Source organism: Mycobacterium sp. GA-1841, from assembly GCF_001954135.1.
Lineage (GTDB): Bacteria > Actinomycetota > Actinomycetes > Mycobacteriales > Mycobacteriaceae > Mycobacterium.
Map to the genome: position 1 here is coordinate 1 of NZ_MBEQ01000015.1, position 17,648 is coordinate 17,648.

General features: G+C 66.8%; 17 protein-coding genes. 8 read left to right on the forward strand and 9 right to left on the reverse strand.

The features are described from left to right. Positions 1–1,597: acetyl/propionyl/methylcrotonyl-CoA carboxylase subunit alpha (locus A5740_RS03500; protein ID WP_254849066.1), on the reverse strand; the 1,597-nt coding region annotated here is incomplete at its 3' end. Positions 1,598–2,082: 485 nt separating this feature from the next. Here A5740_RS03500 and A5740_RS03505 point away from each other — a divergent pair. Further along, positions 2,083–2,262, forward strand: coding sequence for a hypothetical protein (locus A5740_RS03505; RefSeq protein WP_076191537.1), 180 nt, complete (start codon positions 2,083–2,085; stop codon positions 2,260–2,262). A gap of 11 nt (positions 2,263–2,273) precedes the next feature. Here the strand turns inward: A5740_RS03505 and A5740_RS03510 are convergent, their stop codons facing one another. The 3 genes from A5740_RS03510 to A5740_RS03520 are packed head-to-tail and all read right to left on the reverse strand — an operon-like array spanning position 2,274 to position 3,853. After that, a complete protein-coding gene (locus A5740_RS03510; RefSeq protein ID WP_076191539.1) occupies positions 2,274–2,693 on the reverse strand; it encodes a SufE family protein in 420 nt (139 codons plus the stop codon). Beyond that, positions 2,690–3,586 carry a sulfurtransferase gene (locus A5740_RS03515; RefSeq protein WP_076191541.1) on the reverse strand — a complete coding sequence of 299 codons (897 nt, stop codon included), beginning with the start codon at positions 3,584–3,586 and terminating at the stop codon, positions 2,690–2,692. Before A5740_RS03515 ends, A5740_RS03510 begins: the two co-directional genes overlap by 4 nt. Before the next feature lie 39 nt (positions 3,587–3,625). After that, entirely contained in the window at positions 3,626–3,853 is a 228-nt protein-coding gene (locus A5740_RS03520) for a hypothetical protein (protein WP_231965657.1), read from the reverse strand. A 225-nt stretch (positions 3,854–4,078) separates the two neighbouring features. Here A5740_RS03520 and A5740_RS03525 point away from each other — a divergent pair, with 225 nt between their 5' ends. Further along, positions 4,079–5,707 (forward strand): ATP-dependent DNA helicase RecQ, encoded by a 1,629-nt coding sequence (locus A5740_RS03525; protein ID WP_076191767.1) that lies wholly within the window; start codon positions 4,079–4,081, stop codon positions 5,705–5,707. A gap of 9 nt (positions 5,708–5,716) precedes the next feature. Here A5740_RS03525 and A5740_RS03530 read toward each other — a convergent pair whose 3' ends face one another. Further along, entirely contained in the window at positions 5,717–6,556 is an 840-nt protein-coding gene (locus tag A5740_RS03530) for an SDR family oxidoreductase (protein WP_076191543.1), read from the reverse strand. Between the two features lie 137 nt (positions 6,557–6,693). On the opposite strand from A5740_RS03530, the gene A5740_RS03535 reads away from it, so the two are divergent. Continuing rightward, positions 6,694–7,800: an alpha/beta fold hydrolase gene (locus A5740_RS03535; RefSeq protein ID WP_076191545.1), complete on the forward strand. Its 1,107-nt coding sequence runs from the start codon at positions 6,694–6,696 to the stop codon at positions 7,798–7,800. Positions 7,801–7,831: 31 nt separating this feature from the next. Here A5740_RS03535 and A5740_RS03540 read toward each other — a convergent pair whose 3' ends face one another. From A5740_RS03540 to A5740_RS03550, 3 genes are read right to left on the reverse strand one after another with little or no spacing between them, the layout of a single operon-like run. Beyond that, a complete protein-coding gene (locus tag A5740_RS03540; RefSeq protein ID WP_076191546.1) occupies positions 7,832–8,470 on the reverse strand; it encodes a nucleoside triphosphate pyrophosphatase in 639 nt (212 codons plus the stop codon). Between the two features lie 10 nt (positions 8,471–8,480). Further along, on the reverse strand, positions 8,481–8,735 hold the full coding sequence (locus tag A5740_RS03545) for an acyl-CoA carboxylase subunit epsilon (protein ID WP_076191769.1): 255 nt from the start codon (positions 8,733–8,735) through the stop codon (positions 8,481–8,483). A gap of 17 nt (positions 8,736–8,752) precedes the next feature. Continuing rightward, the gene (locus A5740_RS03550; RefSeq protein ID WP_076191548.1) at positions 8,753–10,381 is read right to left on the reverse strand and encodes an acyl-CoA carboxylase subunit beta; all 1,629 of its coding nucleotides are present in this window, start codon (positions 10,379–10,381) and stop codon (positions 8,753–8,755) included. A 125-nt stretch (positions 10,382–10,506) separates the two neighbouring features. On the opposite strand from A5740_RS03550, the gene A5740_RS03555 reads away from it, so the two are divergent. The 5 genes from A5740_RS03555 to A5740_RS03575 all read left to right on the forward strand — a co-directional run bounded on the left by A5740_RS03555 (position 10,507) and on the right by A5740_RS03575 (position 16,676). Next, positions 10,507–11,646: a CdaR family transcriptional regulator gene (locus A5740_RS03555; protein WP_076191550.1), complete on the forward strand. Its 1,140-nt coding sequence runs from the start codon at positions 10,507–10,509 to the stop codon at positions 11,644–11,646. A gap of 146 nt (positions 11,647–11,792) precedes the next feature. Next, positions 11,793–12,344 (forward strand): nuclear transport factor 2 family protein, encoded by a 552-nt coding sequence (locus A5740_RS03560; protein WP_076191771.1) that lies wholly within the window; start codon positions 11,793–11,795, stop codon positions 12,342–12,344. Next, positions 12,344–14,005 carry an AMP-binding protein gene (locus tag A5740_RS03565; protein WP_076191552.1) on the forward strand — a complete coding sequence of 554 codons (1,662 nt, stop codon included), beginning with the start codon at positions 12,344–12,346 and terminating at the stop codon, positions 14,003–14,005. Before A5740_RS03560 ends, A5740_RS03565 begins: the two co-directional genes overlap by 1 nt. Beyond that, positions 14,002–15,546 (forward strand): FAD-binding protein, encoded by a 1,545-nt coding sequence (locus tag A5740_RS03570; RefSeq protein WP_076191554.1) that lies wholly within the window; start codon positions 14,002–14,004, stop codon positions 15,544–15,546. Before A5740_RS03565 ends, A5740_RS03570 begins: the two co-directional genes overlap by 4 nt. Next, a complete protein-coding gene (locus tag A5740_RS03575; RefSeq protein WP_076191555.1) occupies positions 15,543–16,676 on the forward strand; it encodes a Rieske 2Fe-2S domain-containing protein in 1,134 nt (377 codons plus the stop codon). The genes A5740_RS03570 and A5740_RS03575 overlap by 4 nt, the downstream gene beginning before the upstream one ends. Here A5740_RS03575 and A5740_RS03580 read toward each other — a convergent pair. Then, positions 16,655–17,377, reverse strand: coding sequence for a hypothetical protein (locus tag A5740_RS03580; protein WP_076191557.1), 723 nt, complete (start codon positions 17,375–17,377; stop codon positions 16,655–16,657). The two genes, A5740_RS03575 and A5740_RS03580, sit on opposite strands and share 22 nt — an antisense overlap. Positions 17,378–17,648: the final 271 nt, after the last annotated feature.

Below are 17,648 nucleotides of genomic sequence, written 5' to 3' on the forward strand. Positions count from 1 at the left end.
CCCCCCCCCCCCCCGCCCCCCCCCCCCCCCCCCCCCCCGCGCCGGGGGCGGGCGGCGCCCCCCCCCCCCCCCCGGGGGGGGCGGCGGCGCCCCCCCCACCGCCGATCGCCAGATCGCCGGGCAGCGAGACCTCGAGACGACGGCCACCGACCTCGACGACCACGGTCTGCCGCGGAACGGTGTCCTCTTCCTCGATCGGATCGCCACCGGTGAACGGCTCGACCGTGTTGTTCCACTCGGTCTCGATCCAGCGGGTGTGCACGTCGAACTTTTCTCCGTCGCCGATGAAGGCGGGATCGGAAACCACGGCCCGGTGGAACGGGATCACGGTGGCCAGACCCTCGACATGGAATTCGGCCAGGGCCCGGCGCGACCGGTCCAGTGCCTCTTCACGGGTGGCGCCGGTGACGATGAGCTTGGACAGCATCGAGTCGAACTGGCCACCGATGACCGAACCGGCCTCGACACCCGAATCCAGCCGCACACCGGGGCCGGTGGGGATGTCGTAGCGGGTGACGGGTCCGGGGGCGGGCAGGAAGCCGCGGCCGGCGTCCTCACCGTTGATGCGGAACTCGAAGGAGTGGCCGCGCGGGGTCGGGTCCTCGGTGATGTCCAGCGCCTCGCCGTTGGCGATCTTGAACTGCTGGCGCACCAGGTCGATGCCGGAGGTCTCCTCGGTGACCGGATGTTCCACCTGCAGGCGGGTGTTGACCTCCAGGAAGGAAATCAGGCCGTCCTGGCCGACGAGGTACTCCACGGTGCCGGCGCCGTAGTAGCCGGCCTCCTTGCAGATGCGCTTGGCGGACTCGTGGATCTCCTTGCGCTGCGCGTCGGTCAAGAAGGGGGCGGGCGCTTCCTCAACCAGCTTCTGGAAGCGGCGCTGCAGCGAGCAGTCGCGGGTACCGGCGACGACGACGTTGCCGTGCGTATCGGCGATGACCTGGGCCTCGACGTGGCGCGGCTTGTCCAGGTAGCGCTCGACAAAGCACTCACCGCGGCCGAACGCGGCGATCGCCTCACGGGTGGCCGACTCGAACAGTTCGGGGATCTCCTCCAGGGTGCGGGCCACCTTCATGCCACGACCACCACCGCCGAAGGCGGCCTTGATCGCGACCGGCACGCCGTACTCCTTGGCGAACGCGACGACCTCGTCGGCGTCCTTGACCGGATCCGGAGTGCCCGGCACCAGCGGCGCCTTGGCGCGCGCGGCGATGTGACGGGCGGTGACCTTGTCACCCAGATCGCGGATCGACTGCGGGCTGGGCCCGATCCAGATCAGTCCGGCATCGAGCACGGCCTGAGCGAAGTCGGCGTTCTCCGACAGGAAGCCGTAACCCGGGTGGATGGCGTTGGCGCCGGACTTGGCGGCTGCATCCAGAAGCTTTTCGAAGACCAGGTACGACTCGGCTGAGGTCTGGCCGCCCAGGGCGAAGGCTTCGTCGGCCAGGCGTACGTGCGGTGCATCGGCGTCCGGTTCGGCATAAACGGCCACGCTGGCCAGTCCGGCGTCTTTGGCGGCGCGGATCACCCGAACCGCGATCTCCCCGCGATTGGCGACCAGCACCTTGGAGATCTTTGAGCTGGCGTGGTTGGCCACGGTGCCTCCTCGGCAGTTCTCTAAGAAACGTCTTTAAGAATCTATCGCGGGCAGTTTATGCGCCGCACCTTGAGGCTTTTGAAACCGGTGTCGGTTACCGGTGAGTAGCTTTCGGCTCGGATCTGTCAGGTGCTCCATCGCTCCTGCTGACAGGCAGAATTGCGGTCACGGCCGGCCGTCGCACACGACTCCTCTTGCTCCGTGGGTGAGGGGATCTTCGTCATCGTTGTCGGCGTGTTGGTGGGCGGGATCGTCGCGGCCGCACCGCGGCGCGTGTGGTGGATCCACGCAGTCCCGGAGGTTCGAGAACCCGGAAGCGAACGAACCCAGCGCCATCGCCTACGGGATGACCCGCGCCAGTGGGGTTTTCGTGATCTTTCTCGCGTTGTCCCTTGGCGGATCGATCATCTCGGACCACCTGAAAGCGGAACAACGCCGGGAAGTTCGGGAGCACCCCGACGGTCGCGGCGAAGAACGCGCCACTGGTGGTGAATCCCGAATTGATCGGGGCGCCTGGAGAACTCGGCGACCTCGCGAAGTCCGAACGCTGCCGCGAGGGCATCGGTCGCAAGGTCCATGAAACGTCACGCGTCGTCGACAGCTCGGTCGAACCGCCGCTCGTCAGCGTCCCGAAACTCACCGAGAAGATGTACCCGGACCCGTAACGGTCGGGCCCTCAGCCCGCGCGCAGTCGCCGTTTGATCCGGGCCAGCATGGCCGACATGCCGCGCAACCGCAGCGGGCTGATCAACGCGCCGAGTCCCAGTGCGGTGTAGAAGTCGTCGGGCACCGCCAGGATGTCGTCGGCTGACTGCCCGTCCAGCCCGGTGGCCAGGATCGCGGCGAAGCCGCGGGTGGTCGGGGCTTCCGGGGGAGCGCTGAAGAACAACCGCACATTGGCGCGGTCGGACGTGTCGACATCGAGAAACAGCGGGGACTGGCACTCCGGCACCGGCTCCATCGCCGCCTCTTCGAGGTGGGTCGGCAATGGCGGCAGCTCGTTGGCGAACTCCAACAGCAACTGCAATTTGTCCTGGCCGGCCACCTCCTGGAAGTCGGAGACGACCTCTGCCAGGGCGGCCGGCATCGAAGTCATGAGGCGCCCGGGGCGTCACCTGGATCGGGACCGACCGTCACCGGCACCCGCACGGCGTTGCCCCACTCGGTCCACGAGCCGTCGTAGTTACGCACGCCGGGCAGCCCGAGCAGGTGGGTCAGCACGAACCAGGTGTGGCTGGAGCGCTCACCGATGCGGCAGTACACCACCGTCTCGTCCTCCGGCCGCAGGAAGCTGTACAGGTCTTCGAGCTCGGCGCGGCTGCGGAACTGTCCGCTGTCCTTGGCGGCCTTGGCCCAGGGGATCGACTTCGCGGTGGGGATGTGCCCGCCGCGCAGCGCGCCCTCCTCGGGGTAATCGGGCATGTGGGTGCGTTCGCCGGTGTACTCCTGGGGCGAGCGCACGTCGATCAACGGCTGCTTGCCGAGAATCTCCAGCACGTCGTCGCGGTAAGCCCGGATCGGAGCGTCGTTGCGCTCCACGACCGGATACCCGCTGGACTGCCGGGTGGGCACCTCCAGGGTGGTGTCGCGGCCATGGGAGACCCACAGGTCGCGGCCGCCGTCGAGCAGCCGCACGTCGGGGTGGCCGAACAGGGTGAACACCCACAGGGCGTAGGCGGCCCACCAGTTGCTCTTGTCGCCGTAGATCACGACGGTGTCGTCGCGGCTGATGCCCTTGCGGTCCATCAACTCGGCGAACTGCTCACCATTGATGTAGTCACGGACGTTGGGATCGTTGAGGTCCAGGTGCCAGTCGATCTTGACGGCGCCCGGGATGTGACCGGTGTCGTAGAGCAGGACGTCCTCGTCGGACTCGACGATGGCCAAGCCGGGCCGGCCCAGGTTGCTGGCCAGCCAGTCGGCAGTGACCAGGCGCTCCGGGTGGGCGTACTCGGCAAGAGTGGGGCTGGGATCAGCAGGCAACGGCACACCATGAGCCTACCGCCGGGCCGGTACCCGACGCCGCGCCTATGCGGTGAACGCCACCTCGTAGGCCACGGCGTAGCGGCGGGCACCGTTGTTCGCGCGGAACAGTGAGCCGCCGTTCTGAGACCACGTCACCACCCGCAGCAGACGCTTACCCGGCGACAGGCGCTTGGTGATGATGTCGGCAAATGCGGCGCGCAACCGCTCCAGATCGCATGTTTCGAAGTCGCGTGCGACGCGAACATCCCACATTGTCTCTTCGACTGGCATTGGCCCAGTGTCGGTGCACAGCGGGGCGACCCCGGGCCTTTGACCACGGCGCGCCGCGCTTTGGAATTGTTGCAATTTGGTCACTGCGTTCTGTTTCCGTCGTGAACCACCACCGCCCGCTGCCGGTTTCTCCCGGCCGTGAGCGGGTACGTGACGCGGACCCACGCTTCGGGACTGGAAGGGAGTCGCGTTGAGATACAACGGTTTTGCCCCGTGGCCGATCCGATGAGCGAGGGCCAGATCCGCGCGCAGCTTGAGCAGATCGCCCAGCGGACGTTCGGTTGGTCCGAACTACATCCCGAACAGCTGGCCGCGATGGAAGCCATCATGGCGCACCGCGACGTGCTGGCAGTGATGTCGACCGGTTCCGGCAAGTCGGCGATCTACCAGGTTCCCGCGGTACTGACCGACGGCCTGACCGTGGTGATCTCGCCGCTGATCTCGCTGCAACGCGATCAGATCGATCATCTCGCCGATGTCGATGCGCCCCGGGCGGTGGCGATCAATTCCCGTCAGTCGGCTGGAGAGACCGACAGAAACTGGCAGGCCGTGGAGCACCGGGAGGTCGAGTACGTCTTCTTGTCGCCGGAGCAGTTGGCCAAGGACGAGACGGTCTCGCGTCTTGCCGCCGCGGATGTCTCGTTCATCGTGGTCGACGAGGCGCACTGCGTTTCGGCGTGGGGCCATGATTTCCGTCCCGACTACCTGCGGCTGGGCGATGTGATCGAGCGGCTCGGCCGTCCGGTGGTCGCGGCCCTGACGGCAACGGCCTCACCGATGGTGCGCAGAGAGATCGTCGAACAGTTGCGGCTGCGCGACCCACTGGTCATCGCAAGTGGTTTCGATCGAGAGAATCTACGGCTGGAGGTCGAGCGCCATACGAGCGACGACGACAAGAGGGACGCCGTTCTGTCCTGCGTTGCGGCGCTGGACAAACCGGTGTTGCTCTACACATCGACCAGAGCCGACGCGCAACGGTACGCCGACGAGTTGGGCCATCGCGGGCTTGCGGTCGCGGCCTACCATGCCGGATTGCGGGCCGGTGAACGTGACCGGGTGCATCGGCAGTTCATCGACGACGAAATCGACGTCGTCGCCGCCACATCGGCGTTCGGCATGGGTATCGACAAGCCCAACGTGCGCACGGTGGTGCATGCCTCGGTGCCGGATTCGGTGGACAGCTACTACCAGCAGATCGGCCGGGCCGGTCGTGACGGCGAGGTGGCCTGTGCCCGCTTGTTCTACCGACCGGAAGATCTCTCCCTCGGCCGGTTCTTCAGCACGCACCATCCGGATGAGACCTTGTTGCGCCGCGTGTACCAGGCCCTGGCGGCGGGCGGGCCGAAACGGTTGAAAGATCTGCGCGCCGACCTCGACATCCGCGGCCGACGACTGACCACTGCCGTCAACCTGTTGGAGCAGGCGCGCGCTGTGAGGTCCGGCCGCAAGGGTTTTCGCGCCGGTAATGAGGATGTCGCGACCGCGGTCGGACGAGCCGTGGAGATCGCCGAGAGCAGCGAGCGGGTCGACCGGAGTCGGGTCGAGATGATGCGCGGCTATGCCGAAACCAGGAATTGCCGGCGGCAGAACCTGCTCGGCTACTTCGGCGAAGAACTGTCGCAGCCCTGCGGCAACTGCGACCGGTGCAGCGAGCAACCCGACGCAGCAGCGGACGCCGGGAGTTCACCGGTGCCGATCGACACCCCGGTGGAACACGCTCAGTGGGGCGCCGGGGTGGTGATGGGCGGCGACCGCGACACGCTCACCGTACTGTTCGACCGATACGGTTACCGGACCTTGTCACTGTCGGTGATCCGGGAGAATCAGGTGCTCAAGCTCCCGGACGACCGGTGAGCACGCCCGTCACAGGATCGGCCGGCCGCCGGTGACCGCCACCCGGGCCCCGGAGATGTAGCTGCCGTCGTCGGACGCCAACAGCACGTACGTCGACGCCAATTCGGCCGGCTGCCCGGCCCGGCCGAGCGGGGTATCGTCCCCGAACGACTGGACCTTCTTCGATGGCATGGTCGAGGGGATGAGTGGAGTCCAGATCGGCCCTGGCGCAACGCTGTTCACCCGAATACCCTTCTCGCCCAATAGCTGCGCGAGGCTCGCGGAGAAGTTCGCGATCGCCGCCTTGGTGGCGGCGTACGGGGCCAGCGTCGGTGACGGCATGTCCGAATTGACCGACGAGCTGCCGATGATCGACGAGCCCGGGGCCATGTGCGGTACCGCCGCCTTCACCAGGTGGAAGTAGGCGCCCACGTTGACCTTGAACGTGTAATCCCATTCCTCGTCGTCGATTTCCTCCAACGTCTCGTGCGTCATCTGATACGCCGCATTGTTGACGAGGATGTCGATCCCGCCGAGTTCCTCCACCGTGCGGGCGATCACCGTACGGCAGTGCTCGGGGTCCGACAGGTCGCCGGGAATCAATACGCAGGTTCGCCCTTCTTCCTTCACCAGGTGCGCCACCGACTCCGCGTCCTCGTCTTCGTTGAGGTAGGCGATCGCCACGTCGGCCCCTTCCCGGGCGTATGCAATGGCCACCGCCCGGCCGATCCCGCTGTCACCTCCGGTGATGAGGGCCTTCTTGCCGGCGAGCTTGCCGGACCCGCGGTAGCTGCCCTCGCCACAGTCGGGCACCGGGTTCATCCGGCTCTGTAGGCCGGGCACCGATTGTTGTTGATCGGGAAAGCCCATGCGCTGCTCCCTCCATTTGGCTTCGCGTGGTTTCGCGCGCGGAGTACCCCGGCACCGGCGGCCGAAACGTACCGCCGACCTGCGCTGTTTGCCGTGGCGCCAGCGGGGTATACCGCTTGCGAAATGAAGGAGTCGGGATGAACGCGGTGGCAACCGATCTGGCGGGCCGGAGAGTGCGGTTCGCGCACCAGGTGCTCGACCTCGACGACGGACATCGGGTAGGAGTTTCGATCGGTGGGCACGGTGTACCGATGGTGTTCCTGCACGGCCTGGGCTTGAACCGGCGCCATTACCTGCGGCTGCTCGACCGGATCGCGGCCCTCGGGTTCCTCGTGGTGGCCGTCGACGTCGCCGGCCACGGAGACACCGGAGATCTACCTTGTGACGCAGCAGAATTGGACGACCGCGCTGATCTCGTGATGCGTACGCTCGATGCGCTCGGCATCCGGCGAGCAGTCTTCGCCGGCCATTCGATGGGCGGCCGCATGGCAATCCAACTGGCCGCGACCGCGCCCGATCGCGTCCTGGCGGCACTGCTGTTCGACGCGGCCGCAGGGGCATCGTTCGACGCTGCTCTCGAGACGGTCATGCGCTCGCCAGTTCAGATGGCTCGCACGGTCTTCGGTGCGGTCTGCGACATGTACCGCGACCCGATCCGCATGAAGATGGCAGCCGTCAACCGGTATCTGCGGATGCTGACGGCGGCGTCGATGGGCAGATTCCTGCCGCCCAGCGGGTTCGTCGGTGCGGCGCAGGCCCTCATGCGTTCCGGGGAGTGCGCCGCGTTGCTCAGGGCACTGCGGGAACGGGAAATCCCGACCATGGTGTTGCACGGCGCAAGTGACGGCATCGTGCCGTTCGACTGTGCCCTCGAACTGGCCGACGAGGCCGACGCGACGTTGTACCGGATACCCGACGCGTACCACTCCTGGCTCATCAACGATCCGTGGCGCGGAGCTGACGCGGTACGTCAACTTCTCGAGCGCGAACTCGGTGACGTGCTGTGCGACACGGCCGCGTCGATCGGTATCGAGGACTGGCGCAACGCGCAGGCCTGGGAAGAGGCGTTGATCGAACCGGGTGCCTGGCTGCGTCGGCTCAGCGTCGGCGCCAAGACGGTCGGCGCCGACAAGCCCCGGCGCGTCGAGATGGAACTCCTCCGTCGGGCCAGGCAATCACAGCCGGTGACGCGCATCGCCTCGGTCCGACCGGCGGCGAGAACGCGCATTCCGCGTACCGCGTGACGATTCTTGTGCTGCGGCCGGGCCGACAGCCTCAGTGCCGCGCCGAGGCTTCCCACAGCTGAGCGACCGACAGCCTGGCGTCGGCCAACATCCGGCGCAGCAGCGGCAGGCTCAACCCGATCACATTGGACGGATCACCTTCGATGCGGTCGACGAACCAGCCGCCGAGCCCGTCAAGAGTGAAACCGCCTGCCACCCCGAGAGGTTCGCCACTGTGCAGGTACGCCTGCAGATCAGCCTCGGTCGGCGAGCCGAACTGCACCGCGGTGATCCCGGTGTCGACCACACGATCGGTGACCGACCCGCCACGGACCGCCAACACCGCGTGACCGGTGTAGAGGTGAGCGGTCCGGCCGGCCATGGTCTGCCACTGGCGCCGTGCGGTCTCGACGTCTCCCGGCTTCCCGCACAGTCGGCCGTCGAGAAACAACATGGAATCACAGCCGATGACCACACAGTCCGCCGCGACGGCCGCGGGCAGCCGGGTGAGTACCTCGTCGGCCTTCGCCGCAGCCAGCGCACTGACCACCCGCTCCGGCGCGGCATCCGCCAACGAGGCGATGACCGCATCTTCGTCGACACCTGACACCACTACCAACGGATCGAGGCCGGCCTGGCGCAGAACGCCAAGCCGGCCTGTCGATGCCGAACCCAGGACGACCCGGGTCATCTGACCATCACTAGCGCCGCATGTGGGTGCGCTCCAAGAGCGTGACCCGCTGCCAGCTGAAGATCGAGTACCGCAGCTTGTCGACCGGATGGCCCCACATGTTGCGGTCGCGCAGCACCGGCTCGGCAGCGCCTCCGCCTGCCGTGCTGAGCACCGCCATCAACGCGGCCATCTCCTCGTCGGTGGGCGCGCCACGCAGCACCTTGATGTGTGCCTCGTGGTCGGCTTGCTGGGTGCTCTGCGCGTCCTCGGTCTGTTCAGCCACGGTCGCCTCGCTCGCGCTCACAGTGGAATGTTCCCGTGCTTCTTCGGCGGCATCTGGATGATCTTGCGCTCCAGCAGCCGCAGCGCGTTGGCCACATACCCGCGGGTGTGCGACGGCGGGATGACCGCGTCGACGTAGCCCCGCTCGGCCGCGATGTAGGGGTTGACCAGCGTGTCCTCGTAGGTCTGCTGCAGCTCCAGGCGCAGCGCGTCCACGTCCTCGCCCTTGGAGGCGGCGTCCTTGAGCTGCGAGCGGTAGACGAAGCCCACCGCGCCCGAGGCGCCCATCACGGCGATCTGCGCGGTCGGCCAGGCCACCACCACATCGGCGCCCATGTCCTTGGACCCCATCACGCAGTACGCACCGCCGTAGGACTTACGGGTGATGACGGTGACCTTGGCGACCGTGGCCTCACCGTAGGCGTAGAGCAGCTTGGCGCCGCGGCGGATGATGCCGTTGTACTCCTGGTCGGTACCGGGCAGGAAGCCGGGAACGTCGACCAGCAGCACGATCGGGATGTTGAAGCAGTCGCAGGTCCGGATGAACCGGGCGGCCTTCTCCGAGGCGTTGATGTCGAGGCAGCCGGCGAACTGGGTGGGCTGGTTGGCCACGATGCCCACCGGACGGCCGTCGACCCGGCCGAAGCCGACCACGATGTTGCCGGCGTAACCAGCCTGCACCTCGAGGAACTCGTCGTCGTCGAGGATGCGGGTGATGACCTCGTGCATGTCGTACGGCTGATTCGGCGAATCCGGGATCAGCGTGTCGAGCTCGAGGTCCTCGTCGTTGAGGGTCTCCTCGATCGAGCCCTCCACCGGGGCCACCGGGTAGTGCGGCGGCTCGGCGTAGTTGTTCGGCGGGAGGTAGCTCAGCAGGTCGCGGACGTACTCGAACGCGTCCTGCTCGCCGGAGGCGACATAGTGGGCGGTGCCGGACTTGGCCATGTGGGTGTGGGCGCCGCCCAGCTCCTCCATGGTGACGTCCTCGCCGGTGACGGTCTTGATGACGTCGGGGCCGGTGATGAACATCTGGCTGGTCTGGTCGACCATGATCACGAAGTCGGTCAGGGCGGGGGAGTAGACGTGGCCACCGGCCGCGGCACCCATGATCAGCGAGATCTGCGGGATGACACCCGAGGCCTTGATGTTGTTGTGGAAGATCCGGCTGTACAGGCCGAGGGAGACCACACCCTCCTGGATGCGGGCGCCGGCGCCGTCGTTGATGCCGATCAGGGGGCGGCCGGTCTTGATGGCCAGCTCCTGGACCTTGACGATCTTCTCGCCGTACACCTCACCGAGGCTGCCGCCGAACACGGTGGCGTCCTGGCTGAAGATGCAGACGTCGCGGCCGTCGATGGTGCCGTAGCCGGTGATCACACCGTCACCCAGCGGCCGGTTGTTCTCCAGGCCGAAGTTGGTGCTGCGGTGCTTGGCCAGCGCGTCGAGTTCGACGAACGAGCCCTCGTCGAGCAGGGCGAGGATGCGCTCGCGGGCGGTCAGCTTGCCTTTGGCATGCACCTTCTCGACGGCTGCTTCGCCGACGGGGTGCAGCGTCTCCTCGGCCCGCCTCTTGAGGTCAGCCAGCTTGCCTGCAGTGGTGTGGATGTCCACCTGGTGCTCGGCGGACGGCTCGGTAACGCTCGTCATGGGTCCCGATGTTATCGGTAACCCTAAGACGCGTCTAAGAGTGGTGGACGTGGCGCGCGTCACTATGGCGTGGCGAGTGTGCTGCGGGACGGCCCGCGGCGCCGAGGCGCGCCTACGCTTCGATCGTGACCAACGGGCCCGTTTTGTTGTCCGAGCTGGGCACCGACCCCGCATCGGTGCTGCGACTCGTCGGGCAGTTCGACGCGCTCGAGGAACAGGCCGCCGACGTCGACGCCGCTGTGCGGTTTGCCGCAACGGTCGCGGCGAGTCCGGTCGGCGTCCGCTGGCCTGACGGTGCCGTGGTTCGATACGACGCCTCCGGACAATCGGACTCCAGCGACCGCGCGGTGCCGGCACCGGATCGCAATGACGTCGTCGTGTGGTTGGAACGTGGCGGCCCTGGCCATCCACTCGATCAGGTGTTGCTCGACCGGCTGCGGCGGCTGGTACGGCGATTCGGTGCGCGGCCATCCGTGAGTGAGACCCCACATCTGGGCGACCCGGCGTTGCTTGAGGTCGTGCTGTCGGGCAAGGAACACCGCGAAGACCGGGCTCGGGCCATCCGGCTGCTCGGGCTCGACGAGACTCGGCCGACGTGCGTGCTGGCGGCTTCGGGCCATTCGCCGCCCGAAACGGTCCGGTTCATCACCGATGAACTGCCCGCGGCGGCCGTGCGGACGGCGGTGATCGGCAATGCCACCGCCATCGTGTGCCAGGGCGCTTTCGACATGCGTGAGCTCTCGGACCGGCTGGAGCAGCGCATCGTCGAACGGTTTCCCGCGGTGGTCAGCACGCACACGGCATCCGGCCCTTGGGTCGGAATCGGTTCTGCCGGAAGTGCTTTCAATGCCTCGACGTCGTGGAACGAAGCCGTGCGGGCGCTGCGGTTCGCGTCGTCGACCGGTTTTGGCAGGCGTGTGGTGGCCTACGAGCGGCTGAGTTCGTTGGAGTTGCTGGCCGACCTCCCGGCCGATCGGGTGCGCCGCAACCGAGATGTGGTCCGGATCGACGAGATCGCGTCGACGCCCTCCGGCGATCTGGATGTGCAGACGACCGAGGCCTTCTTCGTCTATGGATCGTTGCGACGCACCGCTGCCGAACTTCATGTGCACCACAGCACCGTGGCGGCGCGCCTGGCTCGCGTGCAGGCTGCGATGGGTTGGGATTTCGAAGACCCGGTGGATCGCTTCCTGGGCACGCTGGTGCTCATGGTCCGGCGGATCGCGCTGTCGTCGGCCGAACTCGCCGACGCCGACTTGTTGTAGGCGATCACAGCGTTGTTCTTTCGTTGTTCGCAGCGGCCCGACGCGCGTCGGGAAATCTGCGGACATCACCCGACGCGTGGCGGGTGACGAGCATCACCTCATTGGCCAAGATTGCGATGCAACGCCTAGCCCCGAAGGAGACCGACATGGCCGTCATCGATTCCACCCGCACCTGGCAACCGCTCGAAGAACGCCTGGCCGTCACGACCGACGAACGTCACCGGGTGGTCCTCGGCACGGTTATCGCACACATGAAAGCCGAGGCCGAACCGAACCTGGAACGGCTCATGGCCACCGTTGCACCCGAGGCGGACTACCACTTCTGGGCGACCGGCACAGACGACATCGGCCCGAAGTCCAAAGCCGGGGTACAGGCCTACTACGAGGCGTTCGTTGAGGGCGGCAGCAACGTGCTGGAGTTCGAGATCACCCGCCTCGTCGTGGACGATCACTGCCTGGTCACCGAGGGCTTTCTCAAGCAGATCTATCCCGGTGCGGCGGCCGCCGCGATCGGAATCCCCGTCGACGACGAGGCGGCCGATTATCTGGTCGTGTTCCGCCAGCTGCTGTTGTGGCCGATCGACGAAAACGGCCTCGTGCTCGGTGAAGACTCGTATAACCCTGGAGTGGTGAACGTGACGAAGCTGTCGCAAGAAGACCTGCCGCAGGCCTACCTCGATCTGCGGACCAGTGCCTGATGCCTGACCCGCTGCGGGACTCGATCGGTGCAATGCTGCTGGACCGGGTCGGCGACCAACACCTGGGATTGCGTACCCGCGACCGGGATTGGACCTGGGATGAGGTGGTCGCCGAATCGGCCGCGCGCGGGGCACTGGCCCAGGCGTTGCGCGTAGCCGGGCCGTTTCACATCGGGGTACTGCTGGAGAATGTGCCCGACTTCGTGTTCTGGTTGGGCGGTGCGGCGCTGGTCGGCGCGTCCATCGTGGGGATCAACCCGACTCGCGGTGCGGCCGAGCTGACGGCAGAAATCCGGCTCGCCGATTGTCAATTGATCGTCACCGACACCGCAGGCGCCGAGCGGTTGCGCGGCCTCGATCTCGGGTTGGCCCCCGACCGGTTCCTGGTGATCGACGCTCCGGACTACGCCGAGGCGCTCGACGCGCACCGGGTGGCGCCCGCGCTGGCGGATGGGGTCGATGCCGACTCCCTGATGCTGTTGCTGTTCACCTCCGGCACCACGGGCGCCTCCAAGGCGGTGATCTGCACGCAGGGCCGGCTGGCTGTCATCGCCTACGCGGCCGCCGAAAAGTTTGGTCACGTGCGCGACGACGTGGAGTACTGCTGCATGCCGCTGTTCCACGGCAACGCGATCATGGCGTTGTGGGCGCCGGCGTTGTCGGTGGGTGCCACGGTGTGCCTGACGCCGACATTCTCGGCGTCGGGATTCCTGCCCGACGTGCGGTACTTCGGCGCGACGTTCTTCACCTACGTGGGCAAGGCGCTCGGCTATCTGATGGCGACCCCGGAACAACCCGACGACGCCGACAACCCGTTGGTCCGCGGCTTCGGCACGGAGGCCTCGCCCGACGATCAGAGGGCGTTCCGCGGCCGCTTCGCCGCCGAGTTGTTCGAGGGTTACGGCTCCAGCGAAGGCGGTGGGGCAGTGGTGCTGGCGCCGGACATGCCGCCGGGCGCGCTGGGGCGACCGGCGCACGCCGGGGTGGCAATCGTCGATCCGGAGGCACTGACCGACTGTGCCCCAGCGGTTTTCGATGAGCACGGCCGGGTGCTCAATCCCGACGAGGCCGTGGGCGAGATCGTCGACAAGTTCGGCACCCGCACGTTCGAGGGCTATTACAAGAACGACGAGGCCAACGCCGAACGCATCCGAAACGGCTGGTACTGGACGGGCGATCTCGGTTATCTCGACGAAAACGGCTTCATCTACTTCGCCGGCCGGCGCGGCGACTGGATCCGGGTGGACGGTGAGAACACCTCGGCGCTGACCATCGAACGAGTGCTGCGCCGTCACCCCGATGTGGTGGCGGCCGGTGTGTACGCGGTGCCCGATCCGCGGTCGGGTGATCAGGTGATGGCCGCGATCGAGGTGGCCGATCCCCCCGGCTTCGATGCTGCGGCATTCGTGTCCTTCCTGGCCGGCCAGGATGACCTGGGCGCCAAGGGGTTCCCGCGGTTCCTGCGGATCTCGAAGAACCTGCCCGTCACCGGATCGAACAAGGTCCTCAAACGTGAACTGCAACGGCAGCGCTGGCACACCGACGACCACGTGTATCGGTGGATGGGACGCGGCGCGCCGGAATACCGGCTGATGGATGACGATGACGCGCAGGCGTTGGACGCCGAGTTCGCACAGTACGGGAGGCAGCGGTACCTATGAAGTGGGATGACCAGTGTGACGTCTTGATCGCCGGGTCCGGGGGAGGAGGCGTGACCGGCGCCTACACGGCCGCACGCGAAGGGCTGTCGGTGATCCTGGTGGAGGCCAGCGACAAATTCGGCGGCACCACGGCGTATTCCGGTGGCGGCGGGGTGTGGTTCCCGTGCAATCCGGTGCTGACGCGGGCCGGCACCGACGACACCATCGAGGACGCCCTGGAGTACTACCACGCCGTCGTCGGTGACCGCACGCCGAGAGAACTACAGGACACCTATGTCCGCGGCGGTGCCGGCTTGATCGAATACCTGGAAGCCGACGACAACGTGAAGTTCGCGCCGATGCCGTGGCCCGACTACTTCGGCAAGGCGCCCAAGGCCAGGACCGACGGGCAGCGCCACATCGCGGCCCGTCCGCTCAAGGTGGAGAAGGCCCCGCATCTGCGCGAGCTGGTGCGCGGACCGCTCGACGCCGACCGGCTCGGTGCCGAGCAGCCCGACGACTACTTCATCGGCGGCCGGGCGTTGATCGCCCGGTTCCTGAAAGCCATTGAGCAGTACCCGGATAACTCACTGCGGCTGAATACCGCACTGGTGGAGCTGGTCGTCGAGGACGGGGCCGTCACCGGCGCGATCGTCGAAACCGACGGGGTACGGCAGGCGATCCGGACGCGGCGCGGTGTGCTGCTCGCGGCAGGCGGCTTCGAGGGCAACGACGAGCTACGGCAGGAATATGGGGTGCCCGGGGTCGCCCGCGACACCATGGGCCCGCCGGCGAACCTGGGCCGTGCTCACCAGGCGGCGATGGCCGTCGGCGCCGACGTGGATCTGATGGACCAGGCCTGGTGGTCACCGGGCCTGACGCATCCCGACGGACGGTCGGCGTTCGCGCTGTGGTTCACCGGTGGCATCTTCGTCGACCAGAACGGGCAGCGCTTCGTCAACGAGTCGGCGCCCTACGACCGGATCGGCCGGGCGATCCTGGCGCGGCTCGACGACGGTTCGATGACGCTGCCGTATTGGATGATCTACGACGATCGTGAGGGCCTGGTGCCACCCGTCAAGGCCACCAACGTCTCGATGGTCGACTCGCAACGCTACGTCGAGGCCGGGCTCTGGCACACCGCCGACACGCTCGACGAGCTCGCCGCCACGATCGGTGTGCCCGCCGAGAACCTGGCCGCCACCGTCGAACGCTTCAACGCATTCGTCGCGTCCGGCACCGACGAGGACTTCGGGCGCGGCGACGAGGCGTATGACCGGGCGTTCTCCGGCGGCGCGTCCCCGCTTGTCGCGATCGAGAAGGGACCGTTCCACGCCGCCGTGTTCGGGATCTCCGACCTCGGCACCAAGGGCGGGTTACGTACCGATACCGCCGCCCGGGTGCTCGACGCCGACGGGCAGGTGATCGCCGGTCTGTACGCCGCGGGCAACACCATGGCCGCACCGAGCGGCACCACCTATCCCGGCGGCGGAAATCCGATCGGAACAAGCATGCTGTTCAGCCACCTGGCGGTCAAAGACATGCTACGCAGGAAGCCATGACCGATATTCGGGAAATCGACGCCGGCACCGAGATGACACGGTTCGCCCGAGGCTGGCATTGCCTCGGGCTCGCCGAGACGTTCCGGGACGGGCAGCCGCACGGGATCGAGGCGTTCGGCACCAAGCTCGTCGTCTACGCCGACTCCGCCGGCGCGCTGCACGTGCTGGATTCCTATTGCCGGCACATGGGCGGCGACCTGTCGATGGGGACGGTCAAGGACGACAACCTGGCCTGCCCGTTCCACGACTGGCGCTGGGGCAGCGACGGAAAGTGCAAGCTGGTGCCGTACGCCAAGCGCACGCCGCGGCTGGCGCGAACCCGCAAATGGCAGACCACCGAGGTCAACGGTCAGCTGCTGGTCTGGCACGACCCGGAAGGATCCATTCCGCCCGCCGAGCTGACCCCGCCCACGATCGAAGGTTACGACGAGGGCATCTGGTCGCCCTGGCAATGGAATTCCATCCTGATCGAAGGGTCGCACTGCCGCGAGATCGTCGACAACAACGTCGACATGGCGCACTTCTTCTACATCCACCACGCCTACCCGACGTTCTTCAAGAACGTCATCGAAGGCCACACCGCCAGTCAGTTCATGGAGTCCAAGCCGCGTCCGGATTACGCCACGCGCGAGCTCTGGGACGGTACCTATCTGCGTTCAGAGGCAACGTATTTCGGTCCGGCGTACATGATCAACTGGTTGCACAACGATCTCGCCCCGAACTTCACCGTCGAGATCGCCCTGATCAACTGTCATTACCCGGTGACACACGACTCCTTCGTGCTGCAGTGGGGCGTCGCCGTCCAGCAGAATCCTGCTCTACCCGGCCAGAAGGCGGAGAAACTCGCCGCGACGATGAGCCGCAGTTTCGGCGACGGCTACATGGAGGACGTCGAGATCTGGAAACACAAGGCCCGCATCGACAATCCGCTGCTGACCGAGGAGGACGGCCCCGTCTACCACCATCGCCGGTGGTACGAACAGTTCTATGTGGACCTCGCCGACGTCACCTCCGAGATGACCGATCGCTTCGAGCAGGAAGTCGACACCACCCACGCCAACGAACTCTGGCAGCAGGAGGTGGCCGACAACCTGGCCACCACGGCGAATCACCCGGGGCGGACCCGGTAGCGGCCGGTGGCAAGATCCTCGCTCAAAACCCCCATCGGGCTGTCGATCACATGCTCGGTCATGCTCAGGCTGTCCCGTTCGAAGTAGGCGCCCGGGGTCTCGCGCTTCCAGGTTGCCGGCGAACCCGCGTAGAGGCCGCGCTTCGGTTCCGGCGCCGATCGTTGGGTCATGGTGGAATTGGCCGCCAATACCGACTGATCGGGCAGTTGGCTGTCCTTGAGCATCACGGCGCCGCTGCCGACGAGCGAGTGGTGCCCGACTGTCACTCGTCCCACCGTCTGCCGCTTGTGTACGAAGTCGGGCTCGTGTGTCTGTAGGAGACAACGGTTTCCGCCGACAGCGGCGTACTCACGCAGGACGATCGTGCCGGAACAGTCCGCGTAGTGCCTGCTGCCCAGCTTCGCGCCGTAGCCGACGAACAACGTGCCGGCCTTCGCGTCGATCTGCTGGTAGCTCGGATGCGCCGAGATCCAATTCCACGATTCCATCGCCGCGTGCTCCTCGAAGCGGACCAAACTCAGTCCCCGGACAACGTTGAACAATCCGAACCGGACACCTTCGCCCACCTCGAACCGATCGACGTTCAGTACGAGCGTGGGCCCGATTCTGGCCGTGGCGGCGACGGCATGCCCGAACGACCTCAGTACCCGGTTCTTGAACGCTGACGGTGGCAGAAGAAGCCAGCAAAGCATTTCCAGCATGGGTGCACCTTTCTTGCGGTGTCATGCCAACGGCATGACGGCCAGGATCGGGCAGTCCGTGCCGAATCTACTGAAAATCCCGGACCTCCCGGAACCGAGCACGGCCCGCGTGGACAACTGTGGCGCTCGTCACTCACCCCGGCGAGCGTGCCGATGTGCGTCAGTGCGTGGTCTGCCAGGGGTTTTCGCGGTCTTCAGTGCGGGCGGGGCGCAGTACACCGCGGTCTGACGCCCCGTTCTGCGGCGTTCGATACGCGGGGGCTGCTGCGAG

Coding starts and splice junctions, on each gene's coding strand:
- A5740_RS03575 (WP_076191555.1), top strand. CDS start 15,543: ATGACCGATATTCGGGAAATCGACGCCGGCACCGAGATGACACGGTTC.
- A5740_RS03580 (WP_076191557.1), bottom strand. CDS start 17,377: ATGCTGGAAATGCTTTGCTGGCTTCTTCTGCCACCGTCAGCGTTCAAG.
- A5740_RS03550 (WP_076191548.1), bottom strand. CDS start 10,381: ATGACGAGCGTTACCGAGCCGTCCGCCGAGCACCAGGTGGACATCCAC.
- A5740_RS03530 (WP_076191543.1), bottom strand. CDS start 6,556: ATGGGCTTTCCCGATCAACAACAATCGGTGCCCGGCCTACAGAGCCGG.
- A5740_RS03560 (WP_076191771.1), top strand. CDS start 11,793: ATGGCCGTCATCGATTCCACCCGCACCTGGCAACCGCTCGAAGAACGC.
- A5740_RS03570 (WP_076191554.1), top strand. CDS start 14,002: ATGAAGTGGGATGACCAGTGTGACGTCTTGATCGCCGGGTCCGGGGGA.
- A5740_RS03525 (WP_076191767.1), top strand. CDS start 4,079: ATGAGCGAGGGCCAGATCCGCGCGCAGCTTGAGCAGATCGCCCAGCGG.
- A5740_RS03540 (WP_076191546.1), bottom strand. CDS start 8,470: ATGACCCGGGTCGTCCTGGGTTCGGCATCGACAGGCCGGCTTGGCGTT.
- A5740_RS03565 (WP_076191552.1), top strand. CDS start 12,344: ATGCCTGACCCGCTGCGGGACTCGATCGGTGCAATGCTGCTGGACCGG.
- A5740_RS03535 (WP_076191545.1), top strand. CDS start 6,694: ATGAACGCGGTGGCAACCGATCTGGCGGGCCGGAGAGTGCGGTTCGCG.
- A5740_RS03520 (WP_231965657.1), bottom strand. CDS start 3,853: ATGCCAGTCGAAGAGACAATGTGGGATGTTCGCGTCGCACGCGACTTC.
- A5740_RS03510 (WP_076191539.1), bottom strand. CDS start 2,693: ATGACTTCGATGCCGGCCGCCCTGGCAGAGGTCGTCTCCGACTTCCAG.